The organism is Rossellomorea sp. GCM10028870 (genome assembly GCF_042666755.1).
Taxonomy (GTDB): domain Bacteria; phylum Bacillota; class Bacilli; order Bacillales; family Bacillaceae_B; genus Rossellomorea.
Genome location: NZ_JBHTGN010000002.1, coordinates 135,309 through 161,875, shown reverse-complemented (window position 1 = coordinate 161,875; position 26,567 = coordinate 135,309). Strand labels below are relative to the sequence as shown.

Below are 26,567 nucleotides of genomic sequence, written 5' to 3'. Positions count from 1 at the left end.
TGTTAGGAGGTCCGTCCCTCAAAACTACTAAATTAGTGTAATAATCAGTATGACCAGCAGAGGTCCGACTAAGATGATGTAGCCCAGAGGCCGGGCGAAGTTCAGGGTCCAGCCGACTCCGAAGCGTTTTTCTACGAAAATGGAGGGGTCGTTCGGGTTGAAGTAGATGAGTCCGCCCTTCCAGTATTGGTCTTCATCAGCGTTAATCATTTCACCGGAATTTTCATCGATCACTTCTATGTCAAAATCCGAATCTTTTTTGCCTACTTTGACAGCCAGAAGGACCGTCCCTATCAAAACAAGGGCTGAGAAGGCAAGCGGCATGATGATGATTAATAAATCGCTGACGCTGTTTTCGTAGAGAGTGGTAAATTGTAAGAATGTAAACAGCATGGAAATAAGAATGGAGATGAAGAACAAGAGCCAGCTTGTGTATTTCCGCAAACGCAATTGCCGAACTCGGGATGCCTTCACATTTCCTGCACTCAACTTAATACCGGAGTTTCTTGTTAATTCATTGATCCCCAGAAACATGAAACTCATCGTTAACAGTACAAAAGGCAATGTCAGGACAGATAAGTAGCTTTTTGGTGTGAATGAATCCGGTTGTCCATCGGGTCCCCAGTGTACAGGGATCTGATCAGGGAAAGAACTGTAGTTCACTGATGTAAACACGATCAATCCTACTGTAATGATTATTGGAATCGTAAATACAATCCAAGGAAGCATTTCATCTTTCGTACGAATGTTCAATTCTGAAACCTTTACCTGCTTGCGATCTTTGAACCACTGTTCCTGTTCTTTAAGCCCTGTTACTTTCACATGAAAATAAAAGTACAGTGATAAGGATATGAACAGGATCACGAATGGAAGGAATAGCCCTGCAAAGATAAGGTGATTTTCTGTAGGTGTAATGCCCGTCGACCATATAAAATATAGGGCTAACACCAGAATTGAAATGAAAAATATTGATACAGCATAGATTTTTTTGTATCGAAGTAATTGCTCATTCCTTATTTCGTCAACAGGGATCGTTACACCAAACACCACCGTCCGTTTAACAATAAAAGGAATGGCGATTTGCATCACCATTAGAAACCCGACCGTAACAATTAAAAGTGTCATTTCCATAAAATTATTCCCCCTTAACTTTTGAAATAATGGATGTGACTAAATCCTTAATATCATCTTCTTTCATTCCAAGCACAAGGGATTCCACCAAAATCGGTCGCAATTCACCTGAAATCTGATCTATTCTTAATGATGCAATCCCATCTACTGAAGGTGGACAAATAACAGCCCCTGACTTGGGAACTATCTGAATCACTCCCTTGCTCTCCAATTCATGATAGCTTTTATTCACCGTATGCATGTTCACACCGAGGTCAGCAGCAAGGGCACGGACGGATGGAAGCACGTCGCCAGGTACTAACTCACCACGTACAATCCCTTCCATAATGCCATTTCTCACCTGAGCATAGATCGGTACAACTGATTGAGATTCAATTTGGATAAACAAGGTTTTACCTCCTAATTGTTATACGTTTAGTATAACAGAATTGTTCTATATATAATATAACAAAAGCACATATTTTCCAAAAAAAGTTAGATACAGGAGGGAATTCTCGTTATAATTTGAGTATATTATCTGAAGGTTATACTGAGGAAAGTTTGTCACATAATCTGACAATCCGGTTGCCGTAGTAGGATTTCTGTAATGAAATATAGAAGTGTAACTATGTAAATTCGTGAGGTGATGATGTTGGCTATGAATCAAACAATTGAAGAACTGACAATGATAGAAAGTCATTTACGTGAACTATCCGAGCTTTTAATAAGCGTAGTGAATGATGGGGCGTCGATTGGTTTCTTATCACCGCTTGCCCATTCTGCAGCGATGAATTATTGGCAAAATGCACTCGATCAAAATATCATTCTATTAGTATCAAAGATGGATAATCGAATTGTGGGAACGGTACAAATCCATTTATGTACGAAGCAGAACGGGAAAAATAGAGCGGAAATCGCTAAAATGATGGTACATCCTCAATTCCGTCAAAAGGGAATTGGCCGCAGGCTTATGCAAAAGGCGGAAGAGAGAGCGAAAGAGGAGGGACGGACCTTGCTTGTACTTGATACGGTAGAGGGAGCCCCTTCAAATCACTTATATACTTCCCTCGGATTTGTTCAGGGTGGAAGGATTCCTGACTACGCAGCGTCACCTTTCGGGGAATTAGAGGCAACGATCATTTACTATAAACAGATTTAGGAGACTAAGATAAAATGCTGTGAGGGACGGACCTCTAAACGATTAAATATCCATTTATTATGGTGTTTTTAACGATTAGAGGTCCGTCCCGGTGTGTCTTATTAGAGAATAGAAAAGTGTCAGTTTAGCAGGTTGATGTCTGCCGGGCTGACATTTTCACTTGTGTAGTGTATTCGTCTTCAAGCGCTGTACTATAAAATCAATAGGATATACATAACAAACACGCCCTACATTAGGTATAATGATACGCGTAGTCTTTCAAAAATAGCATAATCATCAACAGGGGGAAATAAAACAATGTCAGAGTGGCCTAATTGCCCAAAATGTAATTCAGAATATACATACGAAGATGGAAGTCTGTTCGTTTGTCCGGAATGCGCTCATGAATGGACGGCAGAAGCAGCACCAGAGACGAATGAAGACGAAAAGGTTGTCAAAGACTCAAACGGAAACGTCCTAACCGATGGTGACTCCGTTTCAGTCATTAAAGACCTGAAAGTAAAAGGAAGCTCATCCGTCCTAAAGATGGGAACCAAAGTGAAAAACATCCGCCTGGTGGGAGGCGATCACGACATCGACTGCAAAATAGACGGCTTCGGAGCCATGAAACTAAAATCTGAATTTGTTAAAAAGATATAAGAATGAGTAAAGAGAGAGGGACGGACCTTCAAAAAGTTATAAGCCTTGTTTTAATGGGGATTATGCTGATTGAAGGTCCGTCCCTCTCTTTAGGTGATACAATTATCGTGATGTGGCAGTTTGGTATATTATCTCGAAGGAGTGATGTTTGGTGAGTGGGTATCCAATGGGAGGAGCCATCCAGGTTGGTGATTCTATTATTGAAAGAAAGATCCGCTATGACTCAGAAGTGGTGGAACATCATTGTCGGCTGTTGCATGTAGGAAGTGAAGACATTGTTCTTTTTCATAAAATAGTAGAAAACTTTACGATGACAGCGAATCGGTCAAGCTTAACCATTTCTAAAGGCAGCTATACCCTGGCTTATTACTGGAAAGATCGACCTTATAATCTGTATATCTGGAGAGATCAAAAGGGGAAATATTTAGGTTCCTATTTTAATATTGTTAAAAATTCATACATAACTGATGGGATAGTATCGTTTGAGGATTTGATTATCGATGTGCTGGTTTTGCCCAATGGAGAAGCTTACGTGTTGGACGAAGATGAGTTACCCTTACCATTGGAAGAATTTGAGGCTGGTTCTGTTAAGGAATCTTTACAGGGATTATTAAATGATCTTGATACCCTTCTTCCTCAAATCATATCCGAGACAACAATTAATTTTCCTCATGAAGATCTTCATTCTTGGATCTGATGATACAGTGAAAAGTATGCCGGATTTTATACCAATAATAAAAAAGAAGAAAATCCTTGAACATTCCCATCGTGTTAATGTTTCTAATCGTTGAGATTGGTTTATGGGTGGAGTCGAAAAGGAATCTATTTTAAAGAAAGGAGAATGTAGTAAAATTAACCCGAAAATGTTACATATATTTACATGCGTACTCCTGCTATATACGGGGATCTATCTATTGATTGAGAGTATTTGATTAAAGAGGGACGGACCTCCAAAAAGTATAATCCTTGTCTTAATTAAGGTTTATGCTGATTGGAGGTCCGTCCCTCATCTATCATCCATTTTCTACCATTTTTTTAGAATAACGGCATGATTATGACGCTCATCTTTTGCACCGTATAGAAGAACTAAGCGTTCGTTTGTCGCCATTTCTTTTAGTTCTTGCAACTTACTTTGTTTTTCCTTATCTTGATTGATTTCATCTTTGTAGGCTTGTTTAAACTCCTCAAATTTTTGCGGATCATGATTGAACCATTTTCTTAGAGATGGACTGGGCGTAATCTCTTTCATCCAAGCATCAAGATTGGCATCCTCTTTTGAAATGCCACGTGGCCAAACCCGGTCGATTAATATCCGGTGGCCCCCTAGACGAGGAGGTTCATCATAGATTCTCTTTAGAACAATAGACATTTCTCGTCCTCCATTCGCAGTCGGTATACTTAAAGGATAAATTGAATCTCAGTGTGATGCAAAGATTTCTGAACCAAGTCTCGCACTGATTAGTATTCGGGTATCATGATGCAGCCACTTGACTCATATCGATTCTTCTTATTCCCTACATAAATAAACAAAATGGCCACCAATCGACCATTGACTGCAAAAGTATGGCATCCCATTTGAGGGACGGACCTCGAAAATTAGCTTAACCCCGATTCAATAAAGCTTTCGCTAATTAAAGGTCCGTCCCTCTCCTAAAACTCCCCATGCTCTTTTCCCCATGTATGCATCTGCTTGAGGATCGGCATAAGGGTCATGCCTAAATCAGTCATGGAGTATTCGACTTTGGGTGGGATGGTATCGTATTGGGTACGTTTGATGAAGCCATCTTCTTCGAGTTCTTTTAATTGTTGGCTCAATACTTTATGGGCCACGCCAGGTAGTAACCTGCGCAATTCATTATACCGAAGGGTCCCGTCCGTACCCAGATGCCACAGAATGACCGTCTTCCATTTGCCTCCGATTTTCTTCAGGGTATATTCAATGGAGCACTTCAGTTTCCCTTGTTGATCGATGGGTGTATCCATATCTGATCCAGTCCTTTCTTACCTTAAGGTTAGTTTCTCACAAAAAAGTGCATTCTTACATTAAGAAGTCCTGTTTCGTATAATGAGGACATGTTAGATGAAACGAATCAAAAAGAGGAGGAATATTGACGATGTTACCATATCCAAGATCGTTTTCACATATTGGACTATCCGTCCCAAATCTCGAAGAGGCCATTACATTTTACACTGAGGTATTCGGTTGGTACACCATCATGGAACCATCTGATGTCGAAAATGATGACACGGCAATCGGGCAGATGTGCCGTGATGTATTCGGCAATGATTGGGAGAAATTCAGAATTGCCCATCTGGCAACGGGTGATAAAATCGGAGTGGAGCTGTTTGAGTTCCCTCAAAACGAAAAGCCGGAAAATAACTTCGAGTATTGGAAAACAGGTCTCTTCCATTTCTGTATCCAGGACCCTGATGTAGAAGGCATGGTAGAAAAAATCAAACAGCATGGCGGTAAACAGCGGATGCCGATCCGTGAATATTATCCCGGTGAAAAGCCTTATCGCATGGTATATGTTGAAGATCCATTCGGTAATATTTTTGAGATTTACTCACATAGCTATGAATTAACTTATTCTGATGGGGCTTATTAATTTGATGCAAAAAAGCACGTTCAGTGTAGAGCGTGCTTTTTTCTCTTTGAAAAAAGGTTTTCCCTCACTGATGAAGAATTCATTATAGATACGTCTATTCATTAGGAGAGGAAAGGAAAGCTGAAATGAAGATAATGGAGTTACATAAAGTTTCAACCATGTTTTTAGACGCAGTGAAAGTGTTCTGGGGACAATGGGGAAGTGAAGATAATTATAGGTTTTATCACGATTGTATGTTTCATTCCTGTCGAACAGAAGAAGATCTGCCCCGATTTTATATCGCTTTACATGAAGAAAAAATCATCGGTACTTACGCTTTACTTAGAAATGATCTCAACAGCCGCCAAGATCTGTATCCATGGTTTGCATGCCTGTATGTAGACCCGGAACATAGAGGGCGCGGACTTGGTTCCAACCTTCTTGCCCATGCTCTGCAACAGGCCAATGAAAAAGGGTACAAACACCTCTACCTCACAACAGACTTGGAAGACTATTATGAAAAATACGGCTGGACTCATTCCACGGAAGCAATCGGATTGAGCGGAGATTCTATGAAAGTCTACCAAAAAAGAACAAGTGAACAACCATAAAGCAGAAAAAAGCAGCAATGAGAATGTGAATGAACACGTTCTCTTGCTGCTTTTTTTAGAGGTCCGTCCCTCAAAAGATGATTTTCTTCTGCATTCGGTCCAGGAAGTATCCAATTACGACAGCTACCAGGGTAGGGAATGTCCAACCCAGGCCATTTTCACTCAGGGGAAGGAAGCCCAGGGTCGCTTGAATTCCATCCATTTGAATATTTAGTGTCATTAGCATTTCGTAAAAGGCAAATAATGTAGCGACACCAACCCCGTACACATACATTCTCTTACTTTCTCCAAAGAAATGCTGGAAGAGAGAGAGGACTACAAGCACAATAGCTACAGGATAAATAAAAACCAGTAACGGTGTAGCCACTTTTAAAATCAAATTCAGTCCAAGATTTGTAACGATCATACCAATCAGGATGAAAATCAATACATAAGTCTTATATGAATATTTCGGAAAAATTTCGTTGAAAAAACGTCCGCATGCATTAATGAGACCAATACAGGTCGTTAAGCAAGCGATCATCACAATCAAGCCAAACAATACGTTGCCACTGTATCCAAATAATTGCTGTGACGCCAGAACCAATATTTCTGCTCCATTTCGAAGTGGCTCGTCATGAGGAACCACTCGTCCGATCCATCCAAGTGAGAGATACACCATGATTAAGCCGACTGCTGCAATCACCCCTGCACTGACTGTTCCACGTATCAGATCCCTTTTATGAGTGGCTCCTTTGTCTTTTAACCCATTGATAATCACAATCCCAAAAGCAAGGGCCGCTACAGCATCCATAGTGAAGTACCCTTCCAGAAACCCTTTCAGAAACGGATCGGACTGGAACTTTTCAGTCGCTTGAGCTTCCATGTAATCAAAGGTAATAAAGGCCCGTACACATAATATTGCTAATACAATGAGCAAAACTGGCGTCAAAAACTGACCGACAAGATCAATTACTTTCTTCGGATTGATGCTGAGTAAGTAGGTCAATCCGAAAAAGACGAGTGAGAATAAGAATAAAGGTAAACGTCCTTCCACACTGATCATTTGCATAAACCCGAGTTCATACGCAACATTCGACGCCCTTGGAATACCGTAAAGTGCTCCAATCGACATATAAATCACGATGGCAAACACAAGTCCGAAAACGGGGTGGACCCGTTGGCCAATCGATAATAATCCATTAGTAGAAAGTGATACTGAAATGATCGTCAAAAAAGGTAAAAACACCGCCGTTAGAATAAACCCGGCAATAGCTGCAACAAAGTAACTGCCTGATTCCATTCCTAGATAAGGCGGAAATATTAAATTTCCAGCACCGAAAAACAGTGAGAAAAGCATAAATCCTGAAACCAGCACATCTTTTTTTCTCAACGAAACCCCTCCTAATCCCTACCCAAACCATGATAGCTTCTATTGATTATTCTGATTATTTCACATAAAAAAACCCGTCCCTGACCAGGGACGAGTCATATTTTCTCGTCATGGAATTTTATTAATAAACACAATCTAGCACAGGAAGAAAGCGCAGTCAATGAATTTTCCTAATATAATATCAATTTCTATTTTTCTAGACTTGTATGACTATTTCAATGGATAAAACTTGTATAAGTTGGAACTTTTATCAAGTTCACCCGTATGTAAAGTATAGATTTCATAGAAAAGGGGAGTTGTAAAATGGATATTAGTTTTTTCTGGATAGCAGCGGGGCTCGCGGCCTTAGGATATTTTATAGGAGATGGGTTAAAGAACTTTGGTAACCCCAAAGCAAGCTTCTCAGAGTATCCCACGTTGATAAAAGAGAAAGATTTGCATCTTCATGTAGGTCTAACGAAAGAAGAAGTAACCGAATTGCTACATAAATTTCCCGAGGCTCCAAAAGTTGAGTTGAATGGAACGACCTATTATCCCTATCAGAGATTCATGGAGTGGATGGCATCTGGTGAGATATACAAAAAGTAATATTAGTCAGCCAGGCCCTCGGTACGCTGCTTAATACGTCCGGTGTGGGGCTTGGAACTTAATTCTATCAACTCTTAAATAATCTCCATAACTAGTAAATAAAAGAATGGCTAGTCAAAGTGCCGTTCACTTATGCACCTCTCTACCATATTTTATATGGAAAGGAGGTGTTAAGATGCCGATTATTACAACAAGAGGGATCATCTATTCTATTAAACAAGGAGATACACTTTATTCGATTGCAAACCAATTTGGCAGTACCATTGCCGCAATTGAAAGAGCGAATTATTTGTTTCCCCCTGTTACAGATCGAGGCTTGATTTTTCCAGGCGATGTGTTGGTTATTCCGACTTCAACCAATTCTCCGATTATGAGGTATATCGTTGCGAGTGGAGATACGCTTACAGGAATTGCAAATGCCTATAATAGTTTCGTGGACCTTATCGCGGGAGTGAACAATATCGATGATCCTGACTTTATTTATGTTGGCCAGCCGTTAATGATCCCTGCCCTGGCTTACAGGATTGTAAGTGGGGATACTTTATTTGCTATTTCCAGAAGGTTTGGTGTCTCCGTTTCAGCTATTGAAGAAGCAAATGCAGGTAGACCAGGTTTCCAACGGGATGTCATCTGGCCCGATTACCACTTGATCATTCCTATCCCTACTTCAAGGAATATCTTCGTGACAAAACCACTTCCAAGTTCATTGATAAGCAGCGGCCAAAGAGTTGAGGGATATGCAAGGGTTTTTGAAGCGGTCGTAAACTACCAGTTAAGAGACAATAACGGTGTGATCGTGACGAATGAGCGATTCGCCATGACAAATGAAGGAGCCCCGGAATATGGTTTTTTCAGTACGGCCATTCCTTTTGACCGTCCACCGACTGCGAGCTCCGGTGAACTCTGGGTATACAGCCGAAGTGCAAAAGATGGGAGCATTCAGGATCTCGTGAGAATAAAAGTGAACTTCTAGTGATGAAAGGAAGTTCAAATAAAAGAAGGTCGTGGGCACACGACCTTCTTTCTCCTATAACCCGACCGAAATATACTTAATTTCGAGATACTCTTCAATGCCATGATGTCCGCCCTCACGTCCAAGGCCACTTTGCTTGAATCCGCCAAATGGAGCCTGTGGAGTGGAAGGTAATCCATCATTCAGCCCTACAATTCCATACTCTAATTGCTCACTGATTCGAATACCCTTCGTAATATTCTCTGTGAATACATACGCAGCAAGTCCATAGATGGAATCATTTGCCCGCCCGATCGCTTCTTCTTCCGATTTAAACGTAGTGATGGGAGCGACTGGACCGAATGTTTCGTCTTTCATGCAAAGCATGTCATCAGTTACGTTAGTAAGAACAGTGGGTTCAAAATATAACCCGCTTTTTCCTTTGCCTCCATAAGCAATGGAAGCGCCTTTGTTTACAGCGTCTTCCACGTGTTTCTGGACTTTCTCGATCGCATTTTCATCAATTAAAGGTCCGATATCGACACCATCTTCGAGACCGTTCCCAACTTTCAAATCCTTTACTTTTTCCACGAGTTTTTCCGTGAACGAATCTACGACGGATTCATGAACATAGACACGGTTGGAGCAGACGCAGGTTTGACCGGCATTTCTGAATTTGGAGGCGATGACCCCATCGACGGCTTTTTCTAAATCAGAGTCGGCCATCACGATCACAGGTGCATGACCTCCGAGTTCCAACGATATTTTTTTGACGGTGTCAGCCGATCCTTTCATCAGTACCTTCCCGACTTCCGTTGATCCCGTGAATGTCAGTTTTCGTACACGTGTGTCTTCCATCCACGCCTCCCCAATGGATTTCGAATCACCTGTCACCACGTTGATGACTCCTTTAGGAATACCGGCTTCTTCTGCCAGTGCCGCCATTTTCAGAGCAGTCAAAGGGGTTTGGTTTGCCGGTTTTATCACGACCGTACAGCCCGTGGCTAGTGCCGGTGCAACCTTACGTGTGATCATCGCGGCAGGGAAGTTCCATGGTGTGATGACGGCTACCACCCCAACAGGTTGCTTATGGACAAATAATCGCTTGTTTCGCTGAGTCGCCGGAATTTGTTCGCCATATACACGCTTTCCTTCTTCTGCATACCAGGAGATGAAGCCGTTGGCATATTGGATTTCACCGAGTGCTTCTTTTAGTGGTTTCCCTTGCTCCATGGTCATGGTCCGGGCAAGGTCCTCTTTATTCTCATCAATTAAATCATACCATTTTCGAATAAGTTCACTTCGTTCGTATGCAGAGTATTGGGACCACTCCTTGAATGCATCATAAGCCGCGTCAACAGCGCTGGCTGCTTCTTTTTTGCCTCCATCAGGGATCGTTGCAATCACTTCTGAAGTGGCGGGGTTGGTCACATCCCGTTTAGAAAGATCCGATCCTAATTGTTCTCCGTTGATGATCATATTGTAGTGTTGCATAGTGTTCCTCCTTTTAATGTTTTATGAGATTTTCTTGGCATCCTTATTTTCCAGATCTTTTGTGAAAATTTCGTCGTTTTCACCGATGAAGAATTTTTTACCGTAAATCAATAAGCATAATAAAATTCCAACTGCGAATGCCCAAGTAGCACCTTTGGTGGCGAGTACTGCCCCTATAACTCCGGCAATGCCAAGGTCACGGTGACTTCGGGATTCCAATATCCCTACGCGAACGCTTACATAACCTTGGATCAGCAAAGTTAAGGCGAGGGCGATGCCTAGAATTGGTTGTACTAAACTTACAATAGGGAGAAGTAAGAGTCCAGTATTTGTACCCCATCTGAAGGACCCAGAACCCCCAAATATTGAATGCATTGCTTTTTTACCTTCTTTAAACCGTTCAATTACGACAACCTGCATGGCTGCCCATAGTGGACCTGCCATTGTGACATCAGGACCAAGTATACTCATAATGGTGTTGCGTCCACCGAAGACCATATGGGCACGATTCGGATTGTAATCGATCTTTTCATCACGGCGCACATCGTCCGCTTCATCAATTAGCGCCTTACTTTGTAAAACGTCTCCGAATAAGACGATATAAGCGGCTAATACAGTAGGCAAGGCTGTTACAAATAACATTGCCGGAGGGAAACCGAGCCCAAAGATGGTGTATTCACTCCAAAGTGTACCGAAGTCAGGATTAATGAGCCCCCACTCAATCGTTGGCCACGGTGCTTCTCCAAAGAGAGGTGCGATGATGACAGCGAGAATAATAATCGGAAAGATTCCCAGTTTTCCAATAAGTCCCCATAGTGCACTTTTGGCTTTCAGTTGATTGAAATGTTGAGAGAATATAATATAAAAGGCAATCCCTACTGCGATGGAAATGGTCCATGGAAAGCTTTCGAAACGCCCGCCAACCTGGAAGACAGAAATGATTGCTGCAAATCCTGCTCCTAAGATTACCCCCGATTTAATCGCCGGGGGAACGAATGTAACGACTTTTTTCGCTAATCCTGTCACCCCTAACAGGATGGAAAGTAAGCCGAGTGTAAGCTGGAAGGCGACCAGTGCGTGCACACGTTCCGATCCTTCTGGAAATGCTGATACATAAGCCATGATTAATGGAATCGCTGGAGTGATCCATCCGGGAACGACGGGGTCGCCGAGTAAGTGATGAGTTAAATAAAGAATTCCATTCAACAGTACAACGGCTAATGCAACTTCAAAAGGCATGCCTAGAAGTTCAATCATTAATGGAATCGCAGCTAAATCAACAGCACACATTAGCAAACCTTGGACATAATCCGGCCATTCAAATTTGTAGTGAATAAACGGGAGTCTTAATTTAAAAGGTCCCATTGGAATATATGGTGATTCCTCACCATCTTTTCGATTTCTCCACATCCTATATACCCCTTTTCTTAATTTGATAACAATGAACTGAAATCCTTTTTATTAATAGGCAGATTGATAGATTTGTTCAATTTCACTTTTGTTTAATTGACGTGGGTTATTGTTTAATAGTCTTTCAATCTTGCTTGCATCTTCAGCCATGTCAGAAAGTGCCGTTTCCGGAATGTCAAAGGAACGTAATCCAGTCGGAATATTGACTGCGGTGCATAATCGCTTCATGGAAATCACGGCTTTATCTGCTGCTTCTGCGTCCGATAAGGAGCGTACGTTTTCGCCCAGTGCTGCGGCAATGTCCCGGAAGCGCTCCATACAGGCAATTTTATTCCATTCCATGACATATGGAAGCAGGAGAGCATTACTGACCCCATGAGGAATATGATAGCGGCCGCCTAAAGGATAGGCGAGTGCGTGAACGGCACCGACGCCGGCATTACCAAAAGCCATACCGGCCATTAAGCTTGCAGTCGCCATTTTTTCACGGGCTTCCAAATGGTTAGGATTGGCGTACGCTTTTGGCAGATTCTCCGAAATCATTCGTATCGCATAAATGGCCAAGGCATCTGTTATGGGTGAAGCGTGAACCGAGATATATGCTTCAATGGCATGAACCAATGCGTCCACTCCGCTTGCTGCAGTGACTGAAGGCGGCATGGTCAGCGTCATTTCCGGTGCTACAATCGCCACATCAGGAAGCAAGTAGTCACTCACGATTCCTTTTTTGAGCTGAGCTTCTGTGTCAGAAAGGATCGATATATTCGTTACTTCTGAACCTGTTCCGGCAGTGGTCGGTAGAGTGATGATAGGTGCGCCTTTTTGTGGAACAAGGTCTGTACCGATCAGTTCTGACAGGCTGCCATCAAAACCTGCGTAAACAGAAACACTTTTTGCGATATCGATCGCACTTCCGCCCCCGATAGCAATCAAGCCATCATGATTCCCTTCTATAAAAACTTTCGTGCAATCTTCCACAATAGAGAGCTCAGGGTCAGGTTTAACGCCTGTGAATATTCCGTAAGTAAGCCCTTTCAAAAATGGGGTGATTTGATCAACCACCCCGACTTTTTGGAGGACTTCATCTGTGACGATTAGTGGGTTTTGAATTTGGAGGCGCTTGATTTCATCCGGTAAAACTTCTGTTGCTCCTTTTCCTGTCACCAATTTGTTAGCAATTTTAAAAGTTGAGATTGTCATGAAAAGTATCTCCTTTCGATTCTTCTATAAACAGTAATGCAAGTTCTGTGCCAACTTTCTGAAAAGTATGAACAGAAGGATGGAGGTTTGTAAGGCTGTCGAAAAATAGTCAAATCCGATTATAAAAATAATCAAAAAAGAGAGCCTTGATTCTAAAAGTAATCAAAGCTCCCATTTTTTCATTTTTTGGACGATCGTGGATTGACTGACTTCGAGGACTTCTGCTGCTTTTCTCGTTGTTTTATATTTTCGTATTGCATTAGTGATCAATTGTTTCTCTACTCGATCCACGGCCTCTTTTAAAGGAAGAATTTCTCCTTCATAAAATGCGTCTGGTTTCTTGATGGATTCACTTAATTCAGGTGGGAGATCTTCACGTCCGATTGTTTCTAAAGGAGTGATAACGACTAAGCGCTCAATCAAATTTTTTAATTCTCGAATATTACCAGGCCAATCGTATTCATGTAAACAATCCAATGCCTCAATGCTCATCACTTTGCTTGATCCATATTCATCATTGAAGCTTTGTAAAAAGTGTTGAGAAAGGGGAATGATTTCTTCGCGACGCTGACGCAGGGAAGGGATTTGAACTGGAACGACGTTTAAACGGTAATATAAGTCTTCGCGAAATTCCCCTATTTCCACTAAGTTCTTAATGTTTTTATGAGAAGCAGCGATGATTCGAACATTAATTTGTTTGAGTTTTGAAGAACCAATGGGAATGAATGCTTGATCTTCAATGACCTTTAATAGTTTTACTTGAAGCTCCAAAGGAAGATCACCGATTTCATCAAGGAATAACGTGCCATTATCCGCCACTTCCAGCAATCCTTTTTTTCCTTTAGATAAAGCACCGGTGAAAGCACCTGATTCATACCCGAATAATTCTGCCTCTATTAAACTTGGAGGGAAGGCTCCGCAGTTAAGCTCTAGAAAACTGCTGGTCGAACGATTCGAATGCTCGTGTATGTATTTTGCAATCATCGTTTTCCCAACACCGGTTTCCCCCTGCAAGAGGACTTTTACATCCGTTTTGGCTACTCGATTAATGGTGGTGAAAACCTTCTTCATCCTTTCACTGGAATAGATGGATGACTTCTCTGCTTCATTAGAAAACGTAGCATTCGAACTTTGGCGGAGGTTCTTTAGTTCTTGCAGCTCATCAATTTGCAGTTTTAATTTTAACAGTTCGGTGATATCACGAACACTGTTTACAACGTATAAGATTTCATCGTCATCATTGAAAATCGGTGTACCGGACACGATGATTTTTCTTCCATTGTGAATGGACTGCATCAATGTAATCGGTCTTTTTTCTTTCAAGACCTGGATGGAGGCAGACTTGGATATATATCCAGCCTTAATGAGCTCTTCCATATGATAACCGATAAGTTGCTCGGATTTGAGGTCCGCTATTCTTTCATAGGATTTGTTTACCTTGACCGTAATACCATGTCCATCTGTAATGAAGACCCCATCATAAAGGGAATTGATTATATCATTGAAAACAGGACTTTCAAGTAGCTCACTATATTGATTTTTTTTCAACCTTATCTTTGGAGGAGAATGATGGAACATTATTTTCTTGAGAATTTCACCAATCGATTCCCCGAGATGACCATCATGAAAAATCGTATTCATATCATCAAGCGTAAGAATTCCGACAATCTCATTCTCATGATTCACAACCTCCAGAGCATCCACCCCAGATTCTGAAAATAATTCAATCGCACGATCCACCTCATCTGAAACTAGCAGCTTCATACAAAATCCTCTCCCATTCAACATGCTACTTCGTTAACTCTATTCTACACTAAAGTGATGAGGGACGGACCTTCACTTCCCATGAGCCTGACTAGAAAGGGTGTTTAAATCGTATCTCTCTGAGGGAACATAAACCATATGAAGATTTCAGGGAGGTATGCATATGAAAGCCATCATCATTGATCAATACGGAGACAAAGACGTATTACAAGAAAAAGAACTCGACCAACCAAGAATCGGAGACAATCAAATCTTATTGGAAAATCATGCAACATCCATTAATCCAATTGATTGGAAGGTACGGGCAGGATACTTGAAAGACATGCTCGACTTTGAATTTCCAATCATCCTTGGATGGGATGCAGCAGGTGTGATTGCAGAAAAAGGCAAGAATGTGAAGGGGTTTGAAGTCGGTGACAGAGTATTCGCCAGACCGGCAACGACAAGGCTGGGTACATATGCTGAGTATGTGGCAGTAGATGATAAACTCCTCGCCCAAATGCCTGACAGCATGAGCTTTGAAGAGGCTGCTGCCATTCCCCTTGCCGGATTAACGGCTTGGCAATGCTTAGTAGATTTTGGACAAATCAAAGAAGGGGATAAGGTGCTCATCCATGCGGGATCCGGTGGAGTAGGTAATTTCGCGATTCAGATTGCGAAAAGCTTCGGAGCACACGTCGCGACTACGGCAAGTAGCAAAAATGAAGAGTTCGTCAAATCATTGGGTGCTGATCAGTTCATCAATTATAAAGAAGAAGATTTCAGTGAGGTGCTGCAAGAGTTTGACTTAGTACTGGATTCCATGGGTGGGGAAGTCCAATCAAACAGCTATAAGGTGCTTAAGAAAAACGGAAAGCTCGTATCCATTGCACAGCCTCCATCTGAGGAAGAAGCGGCAAAGTACGGTGTGAAAGCCGAATTCTTGTGGCTCGATCCTAAGGGAGAGCAACTGGCCAAGCTTGCCGACCTGTACGAGTCCGGTCAATTGAAGCCTGTAATCGGAGAGACATTTGAGCTGAGTGAGCAAGGATTAAAGGACGCCCACGCATTAAGCGAAACACATCACGCTCAAGGGAAAATCGTGATTAAAGTGAAATGAAAATGGGAGGGACGGACCTTGATGGAAGATCCGTCCCTCTTTGCTACTTCTTCCCCTCACCATCATCTTCATCCTCCACGATTGTTTCCTGCTCCTCGTGAAATTCCACTCCCGTCTGTCCAGTCACTTGATCAAACGGTGTGTAAAAGAGGGTAACGCTTTTCTTTTTTACAAACACCTTATATAAGCCGATCAGCACCAATATGGTTAAGGCAGTTGGGAAACCTACAACCAAAAGATTGATCGGATCCATATCAGGAATCTCCGCCAGCGGTTGTCACGGATACAGCCGAAATGGTTGCAATCATCGTTGCTTGCTGCGCTTGTATGAGTGTTTCAATGGCAGTCGATAAACTCGCCTGCATCACTGTAGAGTTCGTAATCTTATCGCTGATCAAAAGGTTCACGGCCATCATTAAATTGATATCCTTGTGCCACTTGAAGTACTTATCAGAGTTAAGTTCTTCCCAGACATCCTTTACTTGATTCACTAAGCTAGAGTCGGCATTTACAAAAGATAGTAGAGCGATTTGAGGATAGAACATCGCCTTCGTCTTGATTTCTGCTTGCTTCATGGTATCAAACAAATGAATGCAGCGGCTGACAAGCTCATCTTGAGACGCTTCCTCGTGCAGGGAAAGAATGTGACTCATGCTTTGCAGATCATTCCCTTTTCTGAATCCTGCATCGTTCAATTTCGTATAGAAGCCTTCAATCGTATGGACCATCTCACTCTGATCACCTTCTCTTTGAGCAAGCAGAGTAGCGAAGGGATAATCACTATGTCCTGTTAAAAAGAAATGCTGGGCTCTCATTTCTTTATAAACCTTCATTGCACGATAGGACAAATCTGTACTGTAATCATCATTTGAAAGCAGGGTCATGGCAGCTATATAGGTGAACGTTCCTCTAGAAAATCCAGCTTCCACTAAAGAATCATATAAGGCAAGAAATTCATGGAACTTTACTTCTGGCGTTTCAAAACGTGTATCAAGCATCCCCGCAAAAGTAAATCGAATTTCATGCTTTAACGTCGAAAATGCACCGACTTCATTTTTAAGATAATCACTGACTTCTACAAAACGGTCCAGGTCAAATGCGCGTTCATTCGTTACGTACAATGAAGCGACCATCATTAAGGAACGGGAGTCCGATACCTTCCAGCGCAATTTCTTCTTTAATTGTGAATAGATATCCTTGTATTTCTTCACTTTACTCATTACATCTTCCATTCATTGCACATCCCTTATTTTGTTAGTTAGTAAGATATACGAGTGTATGGAAAAAAAGTTTCATGCAAACTGTGTAAAGGAAACTTGACGTTAAGTTTCCTTTACACTATGATATGGAAATATAAGGAGGTATCCCTCTTTGAAAAATAAACTAGTAGAATACCGGAAGACGTTTGGATACTCACAGGAAAGATTGGCGGCTAAATTAGGGGTATCAAGGCAAACCATCATCTCGATTGAAAAAGGGAAGTATGACCCTTCTTTGAATCTGGCTTTTCAGCTGGCAAATGTATTCGAAGTGTCAATTGAAGAGATTTTTATTTATGAAGAGAAAGGGGGAAAGAAATAGTGCAAACAAAGGCATACCTGGTTTTAGGATGGGTTCTGGTCATACAGACTGCTTTCTTGTTCTTTGTCGGCATAACGGCAAAGGAATTTCCATATTTTGCTCTTACTCCCATGTCATTGACTGTTTTAAGTTTTTGTATGTATTATCTCTATCCACAGTTTAAACAAAAGGATGAGCGGATGAAGATGATCCGGGAAAAGGGGATCTATTATTCGTATTTTGCCATCTTGGTGTTTCACATCATTTTCATGACCATTCTGCAGTTTGACGTGATCCACCTAACAGCAATGAACCTATTAAATGTCCTGACCAGCCTCACCATCATGACCGTATTTATCTCCATGGTGATTGTGGCGAGAATCTACTAAAGTAAAGAGGGACCTACCTTGATTCCTAAGGTCCGTCCCTCATCATTTTCATCATCAATCTTTTTCCTGATCCACTATTTTCAATGGAGATGCATCGTCACTCTCTTCCACTATATGTTTCAGCTTGGACAGCTTATTGGTCCAGAACTGCTCGTAATATGAGAGCCAGTCTTTTAACTCAGCTAGAGGCTCAGGTTGTAATCGATAGATTTTTTCCCTGCCCACTTTTTCACCATAGACCAATTCAGCTTCAGAAAGAATGGTGAGATGCTTGGCGATGGCTGTTCGACTGATTGGAAAATGAGAGGTCAGTGCTGAGATGGGCATCTCTTTTTCGGAAAGTAACCTTAGGACCTCCCTGCGAGTCGGGTCTGCGATCGCCTGGAATACATCATGTTTAGCTGCAGACACTTATCCTTCCACAACCTTCCTAAGCCTCTGATCCACAATGCCGACCCAGCCGTTGGCCATTCTGTCACGAATAACAGAGCTTTTTTCATGCGCTTTGGATACAACCGCATCATCATGCTTCCAGCCGCCATGGATAAGCGTAAATTCTGTTTGATCTCCTACCTCTTTTAAGAGAAAAGTAACCACCCACCCATCTGTATCCCATGAGAAGGACAACTTGTAAGGGGGATCTAGCTCCAATACCTTACAAGGAGAAGGTCCAAAAGGGGATTGAATATGAAATTCGTGACCGACTTCCGGTTTGAAATCATTGGGCATGAACCAAGAGGAAATACTGTCTGATGTGGAAACCGTGTCCCATACTTTTTGGATGGGAGCGTTGAATAAAACGGTTTGTTTAATATCTTCTAATTGATTTGATTTCATGAATGTCGCCTGCTTTCTTTGGTTGAAATAACACCAATTGGTTTTGTATTTATAATATAACACCTTTTGGTTTCGTGTCAATGGTGGTGTGATGAAAGAAGGAGAAAGGTGGGAGATTGTAGAAGTAGAGTTCTTGGCGTAATTGATTACGTCTTTGATTGGTAGTATTGGTGTAATAGGTGAATTTTATTTGATTTTCATCCGTTGATTTAGGTGGTGCATTTAACAGGCAAATAAACGACGATATTCACCTGTTGAAATTTGCAGGAAATTTAACAGGCAAATCATTTTGTGGCAAAGTACCGGTCACACAATAGCACAGAATGACAGGAGGACTTACCATCCGAATGGTACATTTAGATAGCAGGGAGGAGATAAGCAATGGAAATGCTTAATAGGATGAATGATTGCATCCAGTATATCGAGGACAATCTTGATGGAGAAATCGAGACGGATGAATTGGCCCGGTTGTCACTCAGTTCAAAATTTCACTTTCAGAGGCTGTTTTCACTTGTGACAGGTTTTACCGTAGCCGATTACATCAGGAAGAGGAGACTCACATTAGCGGCTCAGGAACTGACTAATACGAATGCCAAAGTCATCGATGTTGCTCTTAAGTACGGATATGAGACACCAGAATCCTTCTCGAAAGCCTTTCGAAGGGCTCACGGAGTATCCCCATCCCAAGTGAGGGAATCAGGCACTCCCTTAAAAGCATTTCCACGCATCTCATTCCAAATCCAACTTAAAGGGGAAGTCGAAATGGATTACAAGATTGAGGAAAAAGAAGCATTTCAAGTGATTGGAAAAGGTAAAAGAGTTTCAACGTGTAACGGTGAGAATTTGAAAGACATTCCTGCATTTTGGAATGAAGTGAACACGACTGATTTAGATAGGAAGATTTGTGAAGCAGCTGGAAATAACGAGATGCTCGGGATTTGTATGGAGTTTGATCATCCAAATGAAGAGTTCACGTATTTTATCGGGGCTTGGAAGAAGACTGATAATAATCATACATTAGAGGTAAAAGAGATTCCCGCTGCCACATGGGCTGTCTTCGAATCAGTCGGGCCGATGCCACACGCGATCCAAAGCGTCTGGAAGCGAATCTTCTCTGAATGGTTCCCTTCCACAGGGTATGAACATGCAGGCGGTCCCGAGTTTGAATTATACCCGCCGGGAAATCCAAATGACGAAAACTATCGTTGTGAGGTGTGGGTTCCGATTATGAAGAAGTAATGGCAGATGGCCTCCAGTTCATGAATGGGGGCTTTTTTGTCATTCATCTGGACTTTTGATTGGGATACTCATCAATTCAGTTATGAAAAGTCCATTTTGATAGTGAAAATCATATGATTTAAATCGCGGGGGAAGGTAAGTAGGGTTATATTATCGACTTTAACGTGTTTATTATCGACTCTTGAGATATATTATCGACTTTCGTCCATATATTATCGAGTTCGATTCTATTCAATTTGCCCATTACTGAAATATTTCCTCATCCCTCAACATTGGCTTCCTACTATTATTAACTCAGTAAAGTAAACCAGCTTACTCTCAACCAATAACTGCATTCCTTCAATATTGTCCCCCCACGCATAATACTATAGAATCATATATACATACATATTGGGGTGAAAACGATTGAATTATAAACGAATTAAACCGCGAAAAATATATGAAGAAGTGGCTGAGGTTTTGATCGATATGATTAAATCGGGTCAGTTGAAGTCAGGCGACAAGCTGGATTCCGTTCAGCAGTTGGCTGAGAATTTTCAAGTGGGCCGCTCGGCTGTCCGTGAAGCATTGAGCGCGTTAAGGGCGATGGGATTAGTTGAAATGCATCAGGGTGAAGGTACATATGTAAGAGAATTCGATTCAAGCATGCTTTCTCTTCCCATATATATTGCAGCCTTAATGAAAAAAGATGACGTAAAACAATTGCTGGAAGTGCGGAGGATATTAGAGGTAGGTGCTGTTGAAGCGGCTGCTTCGAGAAGAACCGACGAGCAGCTTAAAGAAATTAAAACGGCTTTAGATCAGATGCATTCAGCCAGTGATGAAGAACTGGGGGAAGAAGCAGACTTCCGTTTCCACATGGCGATTGCCAAGGCTTCACAAAATGAACTGTTGACGGGCCTCATGAACAATGTGTCGGAAATGATGGTCACCACCATGAGAGAAACGCGACGTCTCTGGCTATATTCAAAAAAGTCGACCTTGGATCGCTTATACCAGGAACACCAAAACATCTACGAAGCCATCGAAGCAAAAGACGGACAAAAAGCACAGCAACTCATGCTCCACCATCTACATAGCGTCGAAGAAGTCCTCATGAAATACTTCGAGGACATCCAAGAATAAGAGGGACGGACCTCCAAAAAAGACCAAACCTTGATTTAACAAGGATTGAGCTTTGATGAAGGTCCGTCCCTCTTGATTTTTTATAAAATTACAAAAATAAGGTTGTGGTATGTAAGCGTTTTATTTATACTGTTACATATATTAGTCATCTGATGACCTGTTAACATGATTTGTTGGGGAGTTTGTGGGAGAAAATGAAATTCACTTTTAGAGGGGGAAGTTAGGATGAGTGTTGGTATGTTAGCTTTATTGGCGGCCATGCCTATTTTTTCGGTTTTCTTGTTTTTAGTTGTATTGAGATGGCCGGCAAAGAGAGCGATGCCTGTTTCGTTGATTGTGACCGTGCTGATGGCCATGTTTGTGTGGGAGGTGCCGGGGAATCAGATTGCAGCCGCAAGTGTGAAAGGGGTTGTAACCGCACTGGAAGTGGCAGTCATCGTATTCGGAGCGATTCTATTATTAAATACGTTAAAGGAAAGTGGAGCTGTTTTCACGATCCGCAAAGGATTCACGAGTATCTCACCTGACCGGCGCGTACAGACGATCATCGTTTGTTGGTTGTTCGGAGCTTTCCTGGAAGGAGCTGCAGGATGGGGAGCACCAGCGACGATCGTTGGTCCACTCCTCGTTGCGATCGGTTTTCCGGCCATGGGAGCCGTCATGGTCGCCTTAATCCTGCAATCGACTCCCGTTTCCTTTGGGGCAGTTGGAACTCCCATTCTGATCGGAGTGAATACAGGGTTAAAGGATTCACCATTGGTTCAGCGATACGTGGCAGAACAAGGAACGACCATGGATACCTACATAAATGGAATCGGCGGTCAGGTCGCCATCATTCATGGAATCATCGGAATCTTCATTCCCCTCTTTATGGTCACCATGCTTACGTACTTCTTCGGAAGAAATAAATCCATCAAAGAAGGATTGGCCGTTTGGAAGTTTGCTATATTTGCAGGATTGGCGTTTACGATTCCTTATGCGCTTGTAGCGAACCTTCTTGGACCGGAATTTCCTTCCTTGATCGGTGGTCTAGTCGGCTTGGCCATCGTGGTGCCGGCGGCTAAAAAAGGATTATTTGTTCCAAAACGAACATGGGATTTTGACAAACCATCAAATTGGGACCCGGCGTGGAATGGTTCGCTGAAAATTGACGAAACAGAAAAACCCAAGAAAAACATTTCATTCCTTGCAGCTTGGATGCCATATCTCTTAGTAGCGGTCCTATTAGTTCTTACGAGGTTAAAATCGCTGCCTTTCACAGACTGGATACAGGCCTGGGTTTTATCAGCAGACAATGTATTTGGTACGACGATCTCGGTTGCATCAAAACCATTGAACATACCGGGAACGATTTTTATCTTCGTTTCACTGATCAGCATTTTTATCTATAAAATGAATATGAAAGATTACGGACGCGCCGTAAAAGATTCCTATAAAACCATCGTCAGTGCAATGGCAGCTTTAATTTTCGCTGTACCAATGGTCCAGGTATTCATCAATTCAGGTGTCAATGCTGCAGAGTATACAAGTATGCCACTGGTGTTAGCTGAAGGGATTTCCAATGTATTCGGAAGTTATTGGCCACTGGCAGCTCCTACGATCGGGGCCATAGGTGCCTTTGCTGCCGGAAGTAACACCGTGAGCAATATGATGTTTTCCCTTTTCCAGTTTGGAGTAGCGGATAATATCCTGGCAACGCCTGCCGTGATTGTTGCACTGCAAGCAGTGGGAGGGGCCGCAGGGAACATGATTTGCGTTCATAATGTCGTTGCTGCTTCATCTGCTGCAGGGTTAATCGGAAAAGAAGGAAATCTCATTAGAAAGACGCTCATTCCAATGGGTTTTTACGTCCTATTTGCCGGGGGGATTGGGTACGTCTTGATTAATGGAATCGGCTTTAACATTGGCACGTTCATCCTGGTTGGAATTGTAGTGATGATTGCCGGCCTTATCATAAATGGGCAAAAACAAAGCAAGAAAGACTTGAAACAAACAGCATAAGGAATGGTCATATAGCAAGCTCCCATTAATAGTGAGCTTGCTTTGTTTTTAGCTTTTGAAATGGGTGTATGTCCATATGCTGAAAAAATGGGAATAATCAGCAGGTGAATTCAACACAAAAATCAACAGTTAACATTCAATCAAATTTCAACAGTTGAACACAAATACCATTATCATTTAAAAGAGGAATGACAAACGTATGCATCGAACTTACTAAAAGATAATCCAAACCAAGTCATCTGATGACCTGTTGACTTAAAGTGATCTACGTTTTACACTAGTACTATTAGTGAACTAGCAGAGAATTCCAATGAATTTTTCCGGAAAGTAAAGGTGAGGTCTATGAAAGTATCATTATTTGTGACTTGTTTAATAGACATATTTCAGACCGATGTGGGAATGGATACGGTTGAATTACTTGAAAGGCTTGGGTGTGAGGTTGATTTTCCAGAAAAGCAGACCTGCTGCGGTCAGCCTGCTTATAACAGTGGATATGTAGCGAAGGCGAAGGAATCAATGAAGCATATGATTTCGGTTTTTGAGAACTCGGACTATGTGATTACTCCGTCCGGATCGTGCGGAACCATGTTTAAGGAGTATCCTCATCTTTTTAAAGGGGACCTTGAATGGGAGGGGCGTGCTCAAGAATTAGCGGATAAAACGTATGAGCTTACTCAATTTATCGTCGATGTGCTGGGAGTCGAGGATGTAGGTGCGAAGCTCGATGGGGTAGCCACCTATCATACTTCCTGTCATATGACGCGTCTGCTGGGGGTGAAGGAAGCCCCTATGAAACTCCTAAGTCATGTGGAAGGGTTAGAAATGAAACCGCTGCCACATCGTCATGATTGCTGTGGATTTGGTGGGACATTCTCGGTGAAAATGTCCCCGATTTCAGAGCAAATGGTAGATGAAAAGGTGCAGCATGTGGAAGAAACAAAAGCTGATATTTTAATAGGTGCGGATTGCGGATGCCTGATGAATATTGGTGGGCGCATTGAGAGGCAGGGCAAGCCGGTAAAGGTCATGCATATTGCTTCTGTATTGAATAGTCGATAAGAAAGGAGGAAGGCAAATGGCAATGAAAATAGGAAATCAATCCTTTAACGATCGCGTTTCAAGCGGGCTAGCCGACACGTTTATGAGGGGAGCCGTTTCCTCTGCTCAAGGGCGTTTCCGGGATGGCCGGTTAAACGCGGCCGAAGAATTGGGGAATTGGGAAGATTGGCGTAAGCTTGGGGAAGAAATTCGTTCCCATACCATTGAAAACCTTGATTACTATCTTGAGCAATTGAGTGAAAATGTAGCGGGACGCGGCGGCCATGTATTTTTTGCGGAAACTGCAGAAGAGGCCAACGAATATATTACAAATGTTGTGAAAAAAAAGGACGGTAAAAAAGTCGTTAAATCGAAGTCCATGGTGACAGAAGAAATCAATATGAATGAAGCCTTGGAAAAAGCGGGCTGCGAGGTTGTTGAGAGTGATCTGGGAGAATGGATACTTCAAGTCGATGATCACGATCCACCTTCTCATATCGTGACTCCTGCCCTTCATAAAAATAAGGAACAAATCCAGGAAGTATTTCGAAACAAACTCGGCTATGACAAGACAGAAAAACCGGAAGAACTGGCTTTATTTGCACGGGAAAAGTTAAGGGAAGAATTTCTTCAGGCTGATATCGGAATCACAGGATGTAATTTTGCCATTGCCGAATCAGGCACAATCTCTCTTGTGACCAATGAAGGGAATGCCCGTATGGTCACGACGGTGCCGAAAACGCAGATCACCGTAATGGGAATGGAGCGGATTGTCCCGACATGGGAAGAGATGGAGGTCCTCGTTAGCCTGCTGACCCGTGCCGCAGTCGGACAAAAGCTGACAAGCTATATCACCGCTCTGACGGGTCCTAAACAAGAAGGAGAAGTGGATGGTCCAGAAGAATTTCACCTTGTAATCGTCGACAATGGCCGTTCGAAAATCTTGGGTACCGCCTTCCAATCGATTCTACATTGTATTCGTTGTGCAGCCTGCATCAATGTGTGCCCTGTCTATCGACATGTTGGCGGCCACTCGTATGGATCGATTTATCCCGGGCCTGTGGGAGCTGTCTTGTCTCCGCTACTTGGTGGATATGAAGATTATAAAGAGCTGCCGTATGCATCCACATTATGCGGAGCTTGTACGGAAGCATGCCCGGTTAAAATTCCGCTTCACGAACATTTACTCCGTCATCGTCAGGAAATCGTTGAGAAGGAAGGAAAGGCCCCTATTTTTGAAAATCTATCCATGAAGGCCTTCAGTCTCGGAACGGCTTCACCAGCCATGTACAATATCGGGTCCAGATTCGCACCAACGACTTTTGCTGCTTTTACAAGAGACGGGAAGATTTCAAACGGACCGGGACCATTGAAAAACTGGACCGAATCCCGTGACTTTCCTGCACCGAAGAAAGATCGATTCAGAGATTGGTATAAAAAAAGACAGAAGGAGGGAAAAGCGGATGAGCATCGGTAATATTAAGAATCGTGATTCGTTTTTGAATAACCTGGCATCTCATCTGGGAAGAGAGCGCAAATCGCATGTTGACAAGCCTCAATGGAATCACAACCCCCAATGGGAAGTGTACAAAGATTACTCTCAGGATCAGCTCGTTGACGTATTAAAGAAGCAGTGCCAGATCATTCATACCGACGTACATGAAACCGTTGCATCTGAGTTATCCACGCTGATCCCCCACCTTATAAGGGATTACGGTGGGAAAACAGTTGTGACCTGGGATGACCCGCGATTTGCCGAGTTTGGTCTATCTGATTTTGGAGATGATGGGATGGATGTACGTGTATGGGATCGAAATGGCGGAGAAGAGAATCTTGCTTATTCAGCGACTGCTGATATCGGTATTACCTTTAGCGATGCCACACTTGCCGAGTCGGGGACGGTTGTCTTATATAGTGATGATGGTAAGGGACGTGCAGTCAGCTTGCTCCCTGCTGTCTACATCGCCATCATCCCCAAAAGTACGATCGTCCCAAGGATGACCCAAGTGGCCAGAGACATTCACAATAAAATCGAAAGCGGTGAACGTGTCGCATCCTGCGTGAACTTTATATCAGGTCCAAGCAACAGCGCGGATATTGAAATGAATTTGATTGTGGGTGTGCATGGTCCTGTTAAGGCTACGTATATAATTGTGGATGATCGATGAAAAATCCTGGACCTGATTACTGGTTTATGTACCAGTGATCAGGTTTTTTTATTAGAAAAGGGGAGGGGAACTTCTCCATCATTCACTCAATTTAGGCCAACCCACACCATACCAATATCTCCTCTTCAACACGTGATTGACTCATTATATTCATCATGTTACTATAAAGTCACATATTATAGGTGACCAATCATTCACATGTAAAACACAATGAAAGGATCGTT

The 26,567-nt window shown here is 42.4% G+C and carries 29 protein-coding genes; 16 read left to right on the top strand and 13 right to left on the bottom strand.

The window, feature by feature from the left end:
* Window positions 1-27 precede the first annotated feature (27 nt).
* Both ACFQWC_RS11690 and ACFQWC_RS11685 read right to left on the bottom strand, forming a co-directional pair.
* A complete protein-coding gene (locus tag ACFQWC_RS11690; RefSeq protein ID WP_377107434.1) occupies window positions 28-1,131 on the bottom strand; it encodes a DUF1648 domain-containing protein in 1,104 nt (367 codons plus the stop codon).
* Window positions 1,132-1,135: 4 nt separating this feature from the next.
* Window positions 1,136-1,519 (bottom strand): GntR family transcriptional regulator, encoded by a 384-nt coding sequence (locus tag ACFQWC_RS11685; protein WP_341357653.1) that lies wholly within the window; start codon window positions 1,517-1,519, stop codon window positions 1,136-1,138.
* A gap of 249 nt (window positions 1,520-1,768) precedes the next feature.
* Here ACFQWC_RS11685 and ACFQWC_RS11680 point away from each other — a divergent pair, with 249 nt between their 5' ends.
* From ACFQWC_RS11680 to ACFQWC_RS11670, 3 genes are all read left to right on the top strand, one after another.
* Complete coding sequence (locus ACFQWC_RS11680; protein WP_377107432.1) at window positions 1,769-2,269, top strand: GNAT family N-acetyltransferase; 501 nt, start codon at window positions 1,769-1,771, stop codon at window positions 2,267-2,269.
* A 297-nt stretch (window positions 2,270-2,566) separates the two neighbouring features.
* Window positions 2,567-2,908, top strand: a complete 342-nt coding sequence (locus tag ACFQWC_RS11675) for a zinc ribbon domain-containing protein YjdM (RefSeq protein WP_299744668.1) — start codon at window positions 2,567-2,569, stop codon at window positions 2,906-2,908.
* 166 nt (window positions 2,909-3,074) lie between these two features.
* The gene (locus tag ACFQWC_RS11670) at window positions 3,075-3,605 is read left to right on the top strand and encodes a ribonuclease FAU-1 family protein (protein WP_299745133.1); all 531 of its coding nucleotides are present in this window, start codon (window positions 3,075-3,077) and stop codon (window positions 3,603-3,605) included.
* 327 nt (window positions 3,606-3,932) lie between these two features.
* Here the strand turns inward: ACFQWC_RS11670 and ACFQWC_RS11665 are convergent, their stop codons facing one another.
* The gene (locus tag ACFQWC_RS11665) at window positions 3,933-4,277 is read right to left on the bottom strand and encodes a DUF488 domain-containing protein (protein WP_377107429.1); all 345 of its coding nucleotides are present in this window, start codon (window positions 4,275-4,277) and stop codon (window positions 3,933-3,935) included.
* Window positions 4,278-4,558: 281 nt separating this feature from the next.
* Complete coding sequence (locus tag ACFQWC_RS11660; protein ID WP_299744674.1) at window positions 4,559-4,891, bottom strand: winged helix-turn-helix transcriptional regulator; 333 nt, start codon at window positions 4,889-4,891, stop codon at window positions 4,559-4,561.
* Window positions 4,892-5,022: 131 nt separating this feature from the next.
* On the opposite strand from ACFQWC_RS11660, the gene ACFQWC_RS11655 reads away from it, so the two are divergent.
* Both ACFQWC_RS11655 and ACFQWC_RS11650 read left to right on the top strand, forming a co-directional pair.
* Window positions 5,023-5,517 (top strand): lactoylglutathione lyase family protein, encoded by a 495-nt coding sequence (locus ACFQWC_RS11655; protein ID WP_299744676.1) that lies wholly within the window; start codon window positions 5,023-5,025, stop codon window positions 5,515-5,517.
* Between the two features lie 125 nt (window positions 5,518-5,642).
* Window positions 5,643-6,107 (top strand): GNAT family N-acetyltransferase, encoded by a 465-nt coding sequence (locus tag ACFQWC_RS11650; RefSeq protein ID WP_299744679.1) that lies wholly within the window; start codon window positions 5,643-5,645, stop codon window positions 6,105-6,107.
* Between the two features lie 70 nt (window positions 6,108-6,177).
* On the opposite strand, the gene brnQ is transcribed toward ACFQWC_RS11650, so the two are convergent.
* Window positions 6,178-7,479 carry a branched-chain amino acid transport system II carrier protein gene (brnQ, locus tag ACFQWC_RS11645; RefSeq protein WP_377107426.1) on the bottom strand — a complete coding sequence of 434 codons (1,302 nt, stop codon included), beginning with the start codon at window positions 7,477-7,479 and terminating at the stop codon, window positions 6,178-6,180.
* A 303-nt stretch (window positions 7,480-7,782) separates the two neighbouring features.
* Here brnQ and ACFQWC_RS11640 point away from each other — a divergent pair, with 303 nt between their 5' ends.
* Both ACFQWC_RS11640 and ACFQWC_RS11635 read left to right on the top strand, forming a co-directional pair.
* A complete protein-coding gene (locus ACFQWC_RS11640) occupies window positions 7,783-8,067 on the top strand; it encodes a DNA-binding protein (protein ID WP_299744684.1) in 285 nt (94 codons plus the stop codon).
* A gap of 175 nt (window positions 8,068-8,242) precedes the next feature.
* Window positions 8,243-9,040, top strand: a complete 798-nt coding sequence (locus ACFQWC_RS11635; protein ID WP_377107424.1) for a LysM peptidoglycan-binding domain-containing protein — start codon at window positions 8,243-8,245, stop codon at window positions 9,038-9,040.
* Between the two features lie 54 nt (window positions 9,041-9,094).
* Here the strand turns inward: ACFQWC_RS11635 and ACFQWC_RS11630 are convergent, their stop codons facing one another.
* The 4 genes from ACFQWC_RS11630 to ACFQWC_RS11615 form a co-directional block, all read right to left on the bottom strand.
* Window positions 9,095-10,513 carry an NAD-dependent succinate-semialdehyde dehydrogenase gene (locus ACFQWC_RS11630; RefSeq protein ID WP_299744690.1) on the bottom strand — a complete coding sequence of 473 codons (1,419 nt, stop codon included), beginning with the start codon at window positions 10,511-10,513 and terminating at the stop codon, window positions 9,095-9,097.
* 21 nt (window positions 10,514-10,534) lie between these two features.
* Complete coding sequence (locus tag ACFQWC_RS11625) at window positions 10,535-11,923, bottom strand: hypothetical protein (RefSeq protein WP_299744693.1); 1,389 nt, start codon at window positions 11,921-11,923, stop codon at window positions 10,535-10,537.
* Between the two features lie 51 nt (window positions 11,924-11,974).
* Complete coding sequence (locus ACFQWC_RS11620; protein ID WP_341357657.1) at window positions 11,975-13,123, bottom strand: iron-containing alcohol dehydrogenase; 1,149 nt, start codon at window positions 13,121-13,123, stop codon at window positions 11,975-11,977.
* 162 nt (window positions 13,124-13,285) lie between these two features.
* Window positions 13,286-14,887, bottom strand: a complete 1,602-nt coding sequence (locus tag ACFQWC_RS11615; RefSeq protein WP_299744698.1) for a sigma 54-interacting transcriptional regulator — start codon at window positions 14,885-14,887, stop codon at window positions 13,286-13,288.
* A gap of 163 nt (window positions 14,888-15,050) precedes the next feature.
* Between ACFQWC_RS11615 and ACFQWC_RS11610 the strand changes: the two genes are divergently transcribed.
* Window positions 15,051-15,986, top strand: a complete 936-nt coding sequence (locus ACFQWC_RS11610) for an NADP-dependent oxidoreductase (RefSeq protein ID WP_377107421.1) — start codon at window positions 15,051-15,053, stop codon at window positions 15,984-15,986.
* 43 nt (window positions 15,987-16,029) lie between these two features.
* On the opposite strand, the gene ACFQWC_RS11605 is transcribed toward ACFQWC_RS11610, so the two are convergent.
* On the bottom strand, window positions 16,030-16,239 hold the full coding sequence (locus ACFQWC_RS11605) for a DUF3951 domain-containing protein (RefSeq protein ID WP_377107419.1): 210 nt from the start codon (window positions 16,237-16,239) through the stop codon (window positions 16,030-16,032).
* Between the two features lies 1 nt (window position 16,240).
* A complete protein-coding gene (locus ACFQWC_RS11600) occupies window positions 16,241-17,218 on the bottom strand; it encodes a DUF4003 family protein (protein ID WP_377107417.1) in 978 nt (325 codons plus the stop codon).
* 139 nt (window positions 17,219-17,357) lie between these two features.
* Here ACFQWC_RS11600 and ACFQWC_RS11595 point away from each other — a divergent pair, with 139 nt between their 5' ends.
* The gene (locus ACFQWC_RS11595; RefSeq protein ID WP_299744710.1) at window positions 17,358-17,567 is read left to right on the top strand and encodes a helix-turn-helix transcriptional regulator; all 210 of its coding nucleotides are present in this window, start codon (window positions 17,358-17,360) and stop codon (window positions 17,565-17,567) included.
* Window positions 17,567-17,935, top strand: a complete 369-nt coding sequence (locus ACFQWC_RS11590) for a permease (protein WP_299744713.1) — start codon at window positions 17,567-17,569, stop codon at window positions 17,933-17,935. Before ACFQWC_RS11595 ends, ACFQWC_RS11590 begins: the two co-directional genes overlap by 1 nt.
* Before the next feature lie 54 nt (window positions 17,936-17,989).
* Here ACFQWC_RS11590 and ACFQWC_RS11585 read toward each other — a convergent pair whose 3' ends face one another.
* The gene (locus ACFQWC_RS11585; RefSeq protein ID WP_299744716.1) at window positions 17,990-18,346 is read right to left on the bottom strand and encodes an ArsR/SmtB family transcription factor; all 357 of its coding nucleotides are present in this window, start codon (window positions 18,344-18,346) and stop codon (window positions 17,990-17,992) included.
* Window positions 18,347-18,772 carry an SRPBCC family protein gene (locus ACFQWC_RS11580; protein ID WP_341357659.1) on the bottom strand — a complete coding sequence of 142 codons (426 nt, stop codon included), beginning with the start codon at window positions 18,770-18,772 and terminating at the stop codon, window positions 18,347-18,349. It abuts the gene before it with no gap.
* 381 nt (window positions 18,773-19,153) lie between these two features.
* On the opposite strand from ACFQWC_RS11580, the gene ACFQWC_RS11575 reads away from it, so the two are divergent.
* The 6 genes from ACFQWC_RS11575 (at window position 19,154) to ACFQWC_RS11550 (ending at window position 26,343) form a co-directional block, all read left to right on the top strand.
* On the top strand, window positions 19,154-20,011 hold the full coding sequence (locus tag ACFQWC_RS11575; RefSeq protein WP_377107414.1) for a GyrI-like domain-containing protein: 858 nt from the start codon (window positions 19,154-19,156) through the stop codon (window positions 20,009-20,011).
* Between the two features lie 405 nt (window positions 20,012-20,416).
* Window positions 20,417-21,136, top strand: a complete 720-nt coding sequence (locus ACFQWC_RS11570) for a FadR/GntR family transcriptional regulator (RefSeq protein ID WP_377107412.1) — start codon at window positions 20,417-20,419, stop codon at window positions 21,134-21,136.
* A gap of 225 nt (window positions 21,137-21,361) precedes the next feature.
* Entirely contained in the window at window positions 21,362-23,137 is a 1,776-nt protein-coding gene (locus ACFQWC_RS11565; protein ID WP_377107410.1) for an L-lactate permease, read from the top strand.
* A gap of 342 nt (window positions 23,138-23,479) precedes the next feature.
* Window positions 23,480-24,196 carry a (Fe-S)-binding protein gene (locus tag ACFQWC_RS11560; protein WP_299744731.1) on the top strand — a complete coding sequence of 239 codons (717 nt, stop codon included), beginning with the start codon at window positions 23,480-23,482 and terminating at the stop codon, window positions 24,194-24,196.
* A 16-nt stretch (window positions 24,197-24,212) separates the two neighbouring features.
* Complete coding sequence (locus tag ACFQWC_RS11555) at window positions 24,213-25,652, top strand: LutB/LldF family L-lactate oxidation iron-sulfur protein (protein WP_299744734.1); 1,440 nt, start codon at window positions 24,213-24,215, stop codon at window positions 25,650-25,652.
* Entirely contained in the window at window positions 25,639-26,343 is a 705-nt protein-coding gene (locus tag ACFQWC_RS11550) for a LutC/YkgG family protein (protein ID WP_299744737.1), read from the top strand. Before ACFQWC_RS11555 ends, ACFQWC_RS11550 begins: the two co-directional genes overlap by 14 nt.
* Window positions 26,344-26,567 lie beyond the last annotated feature (224 nt).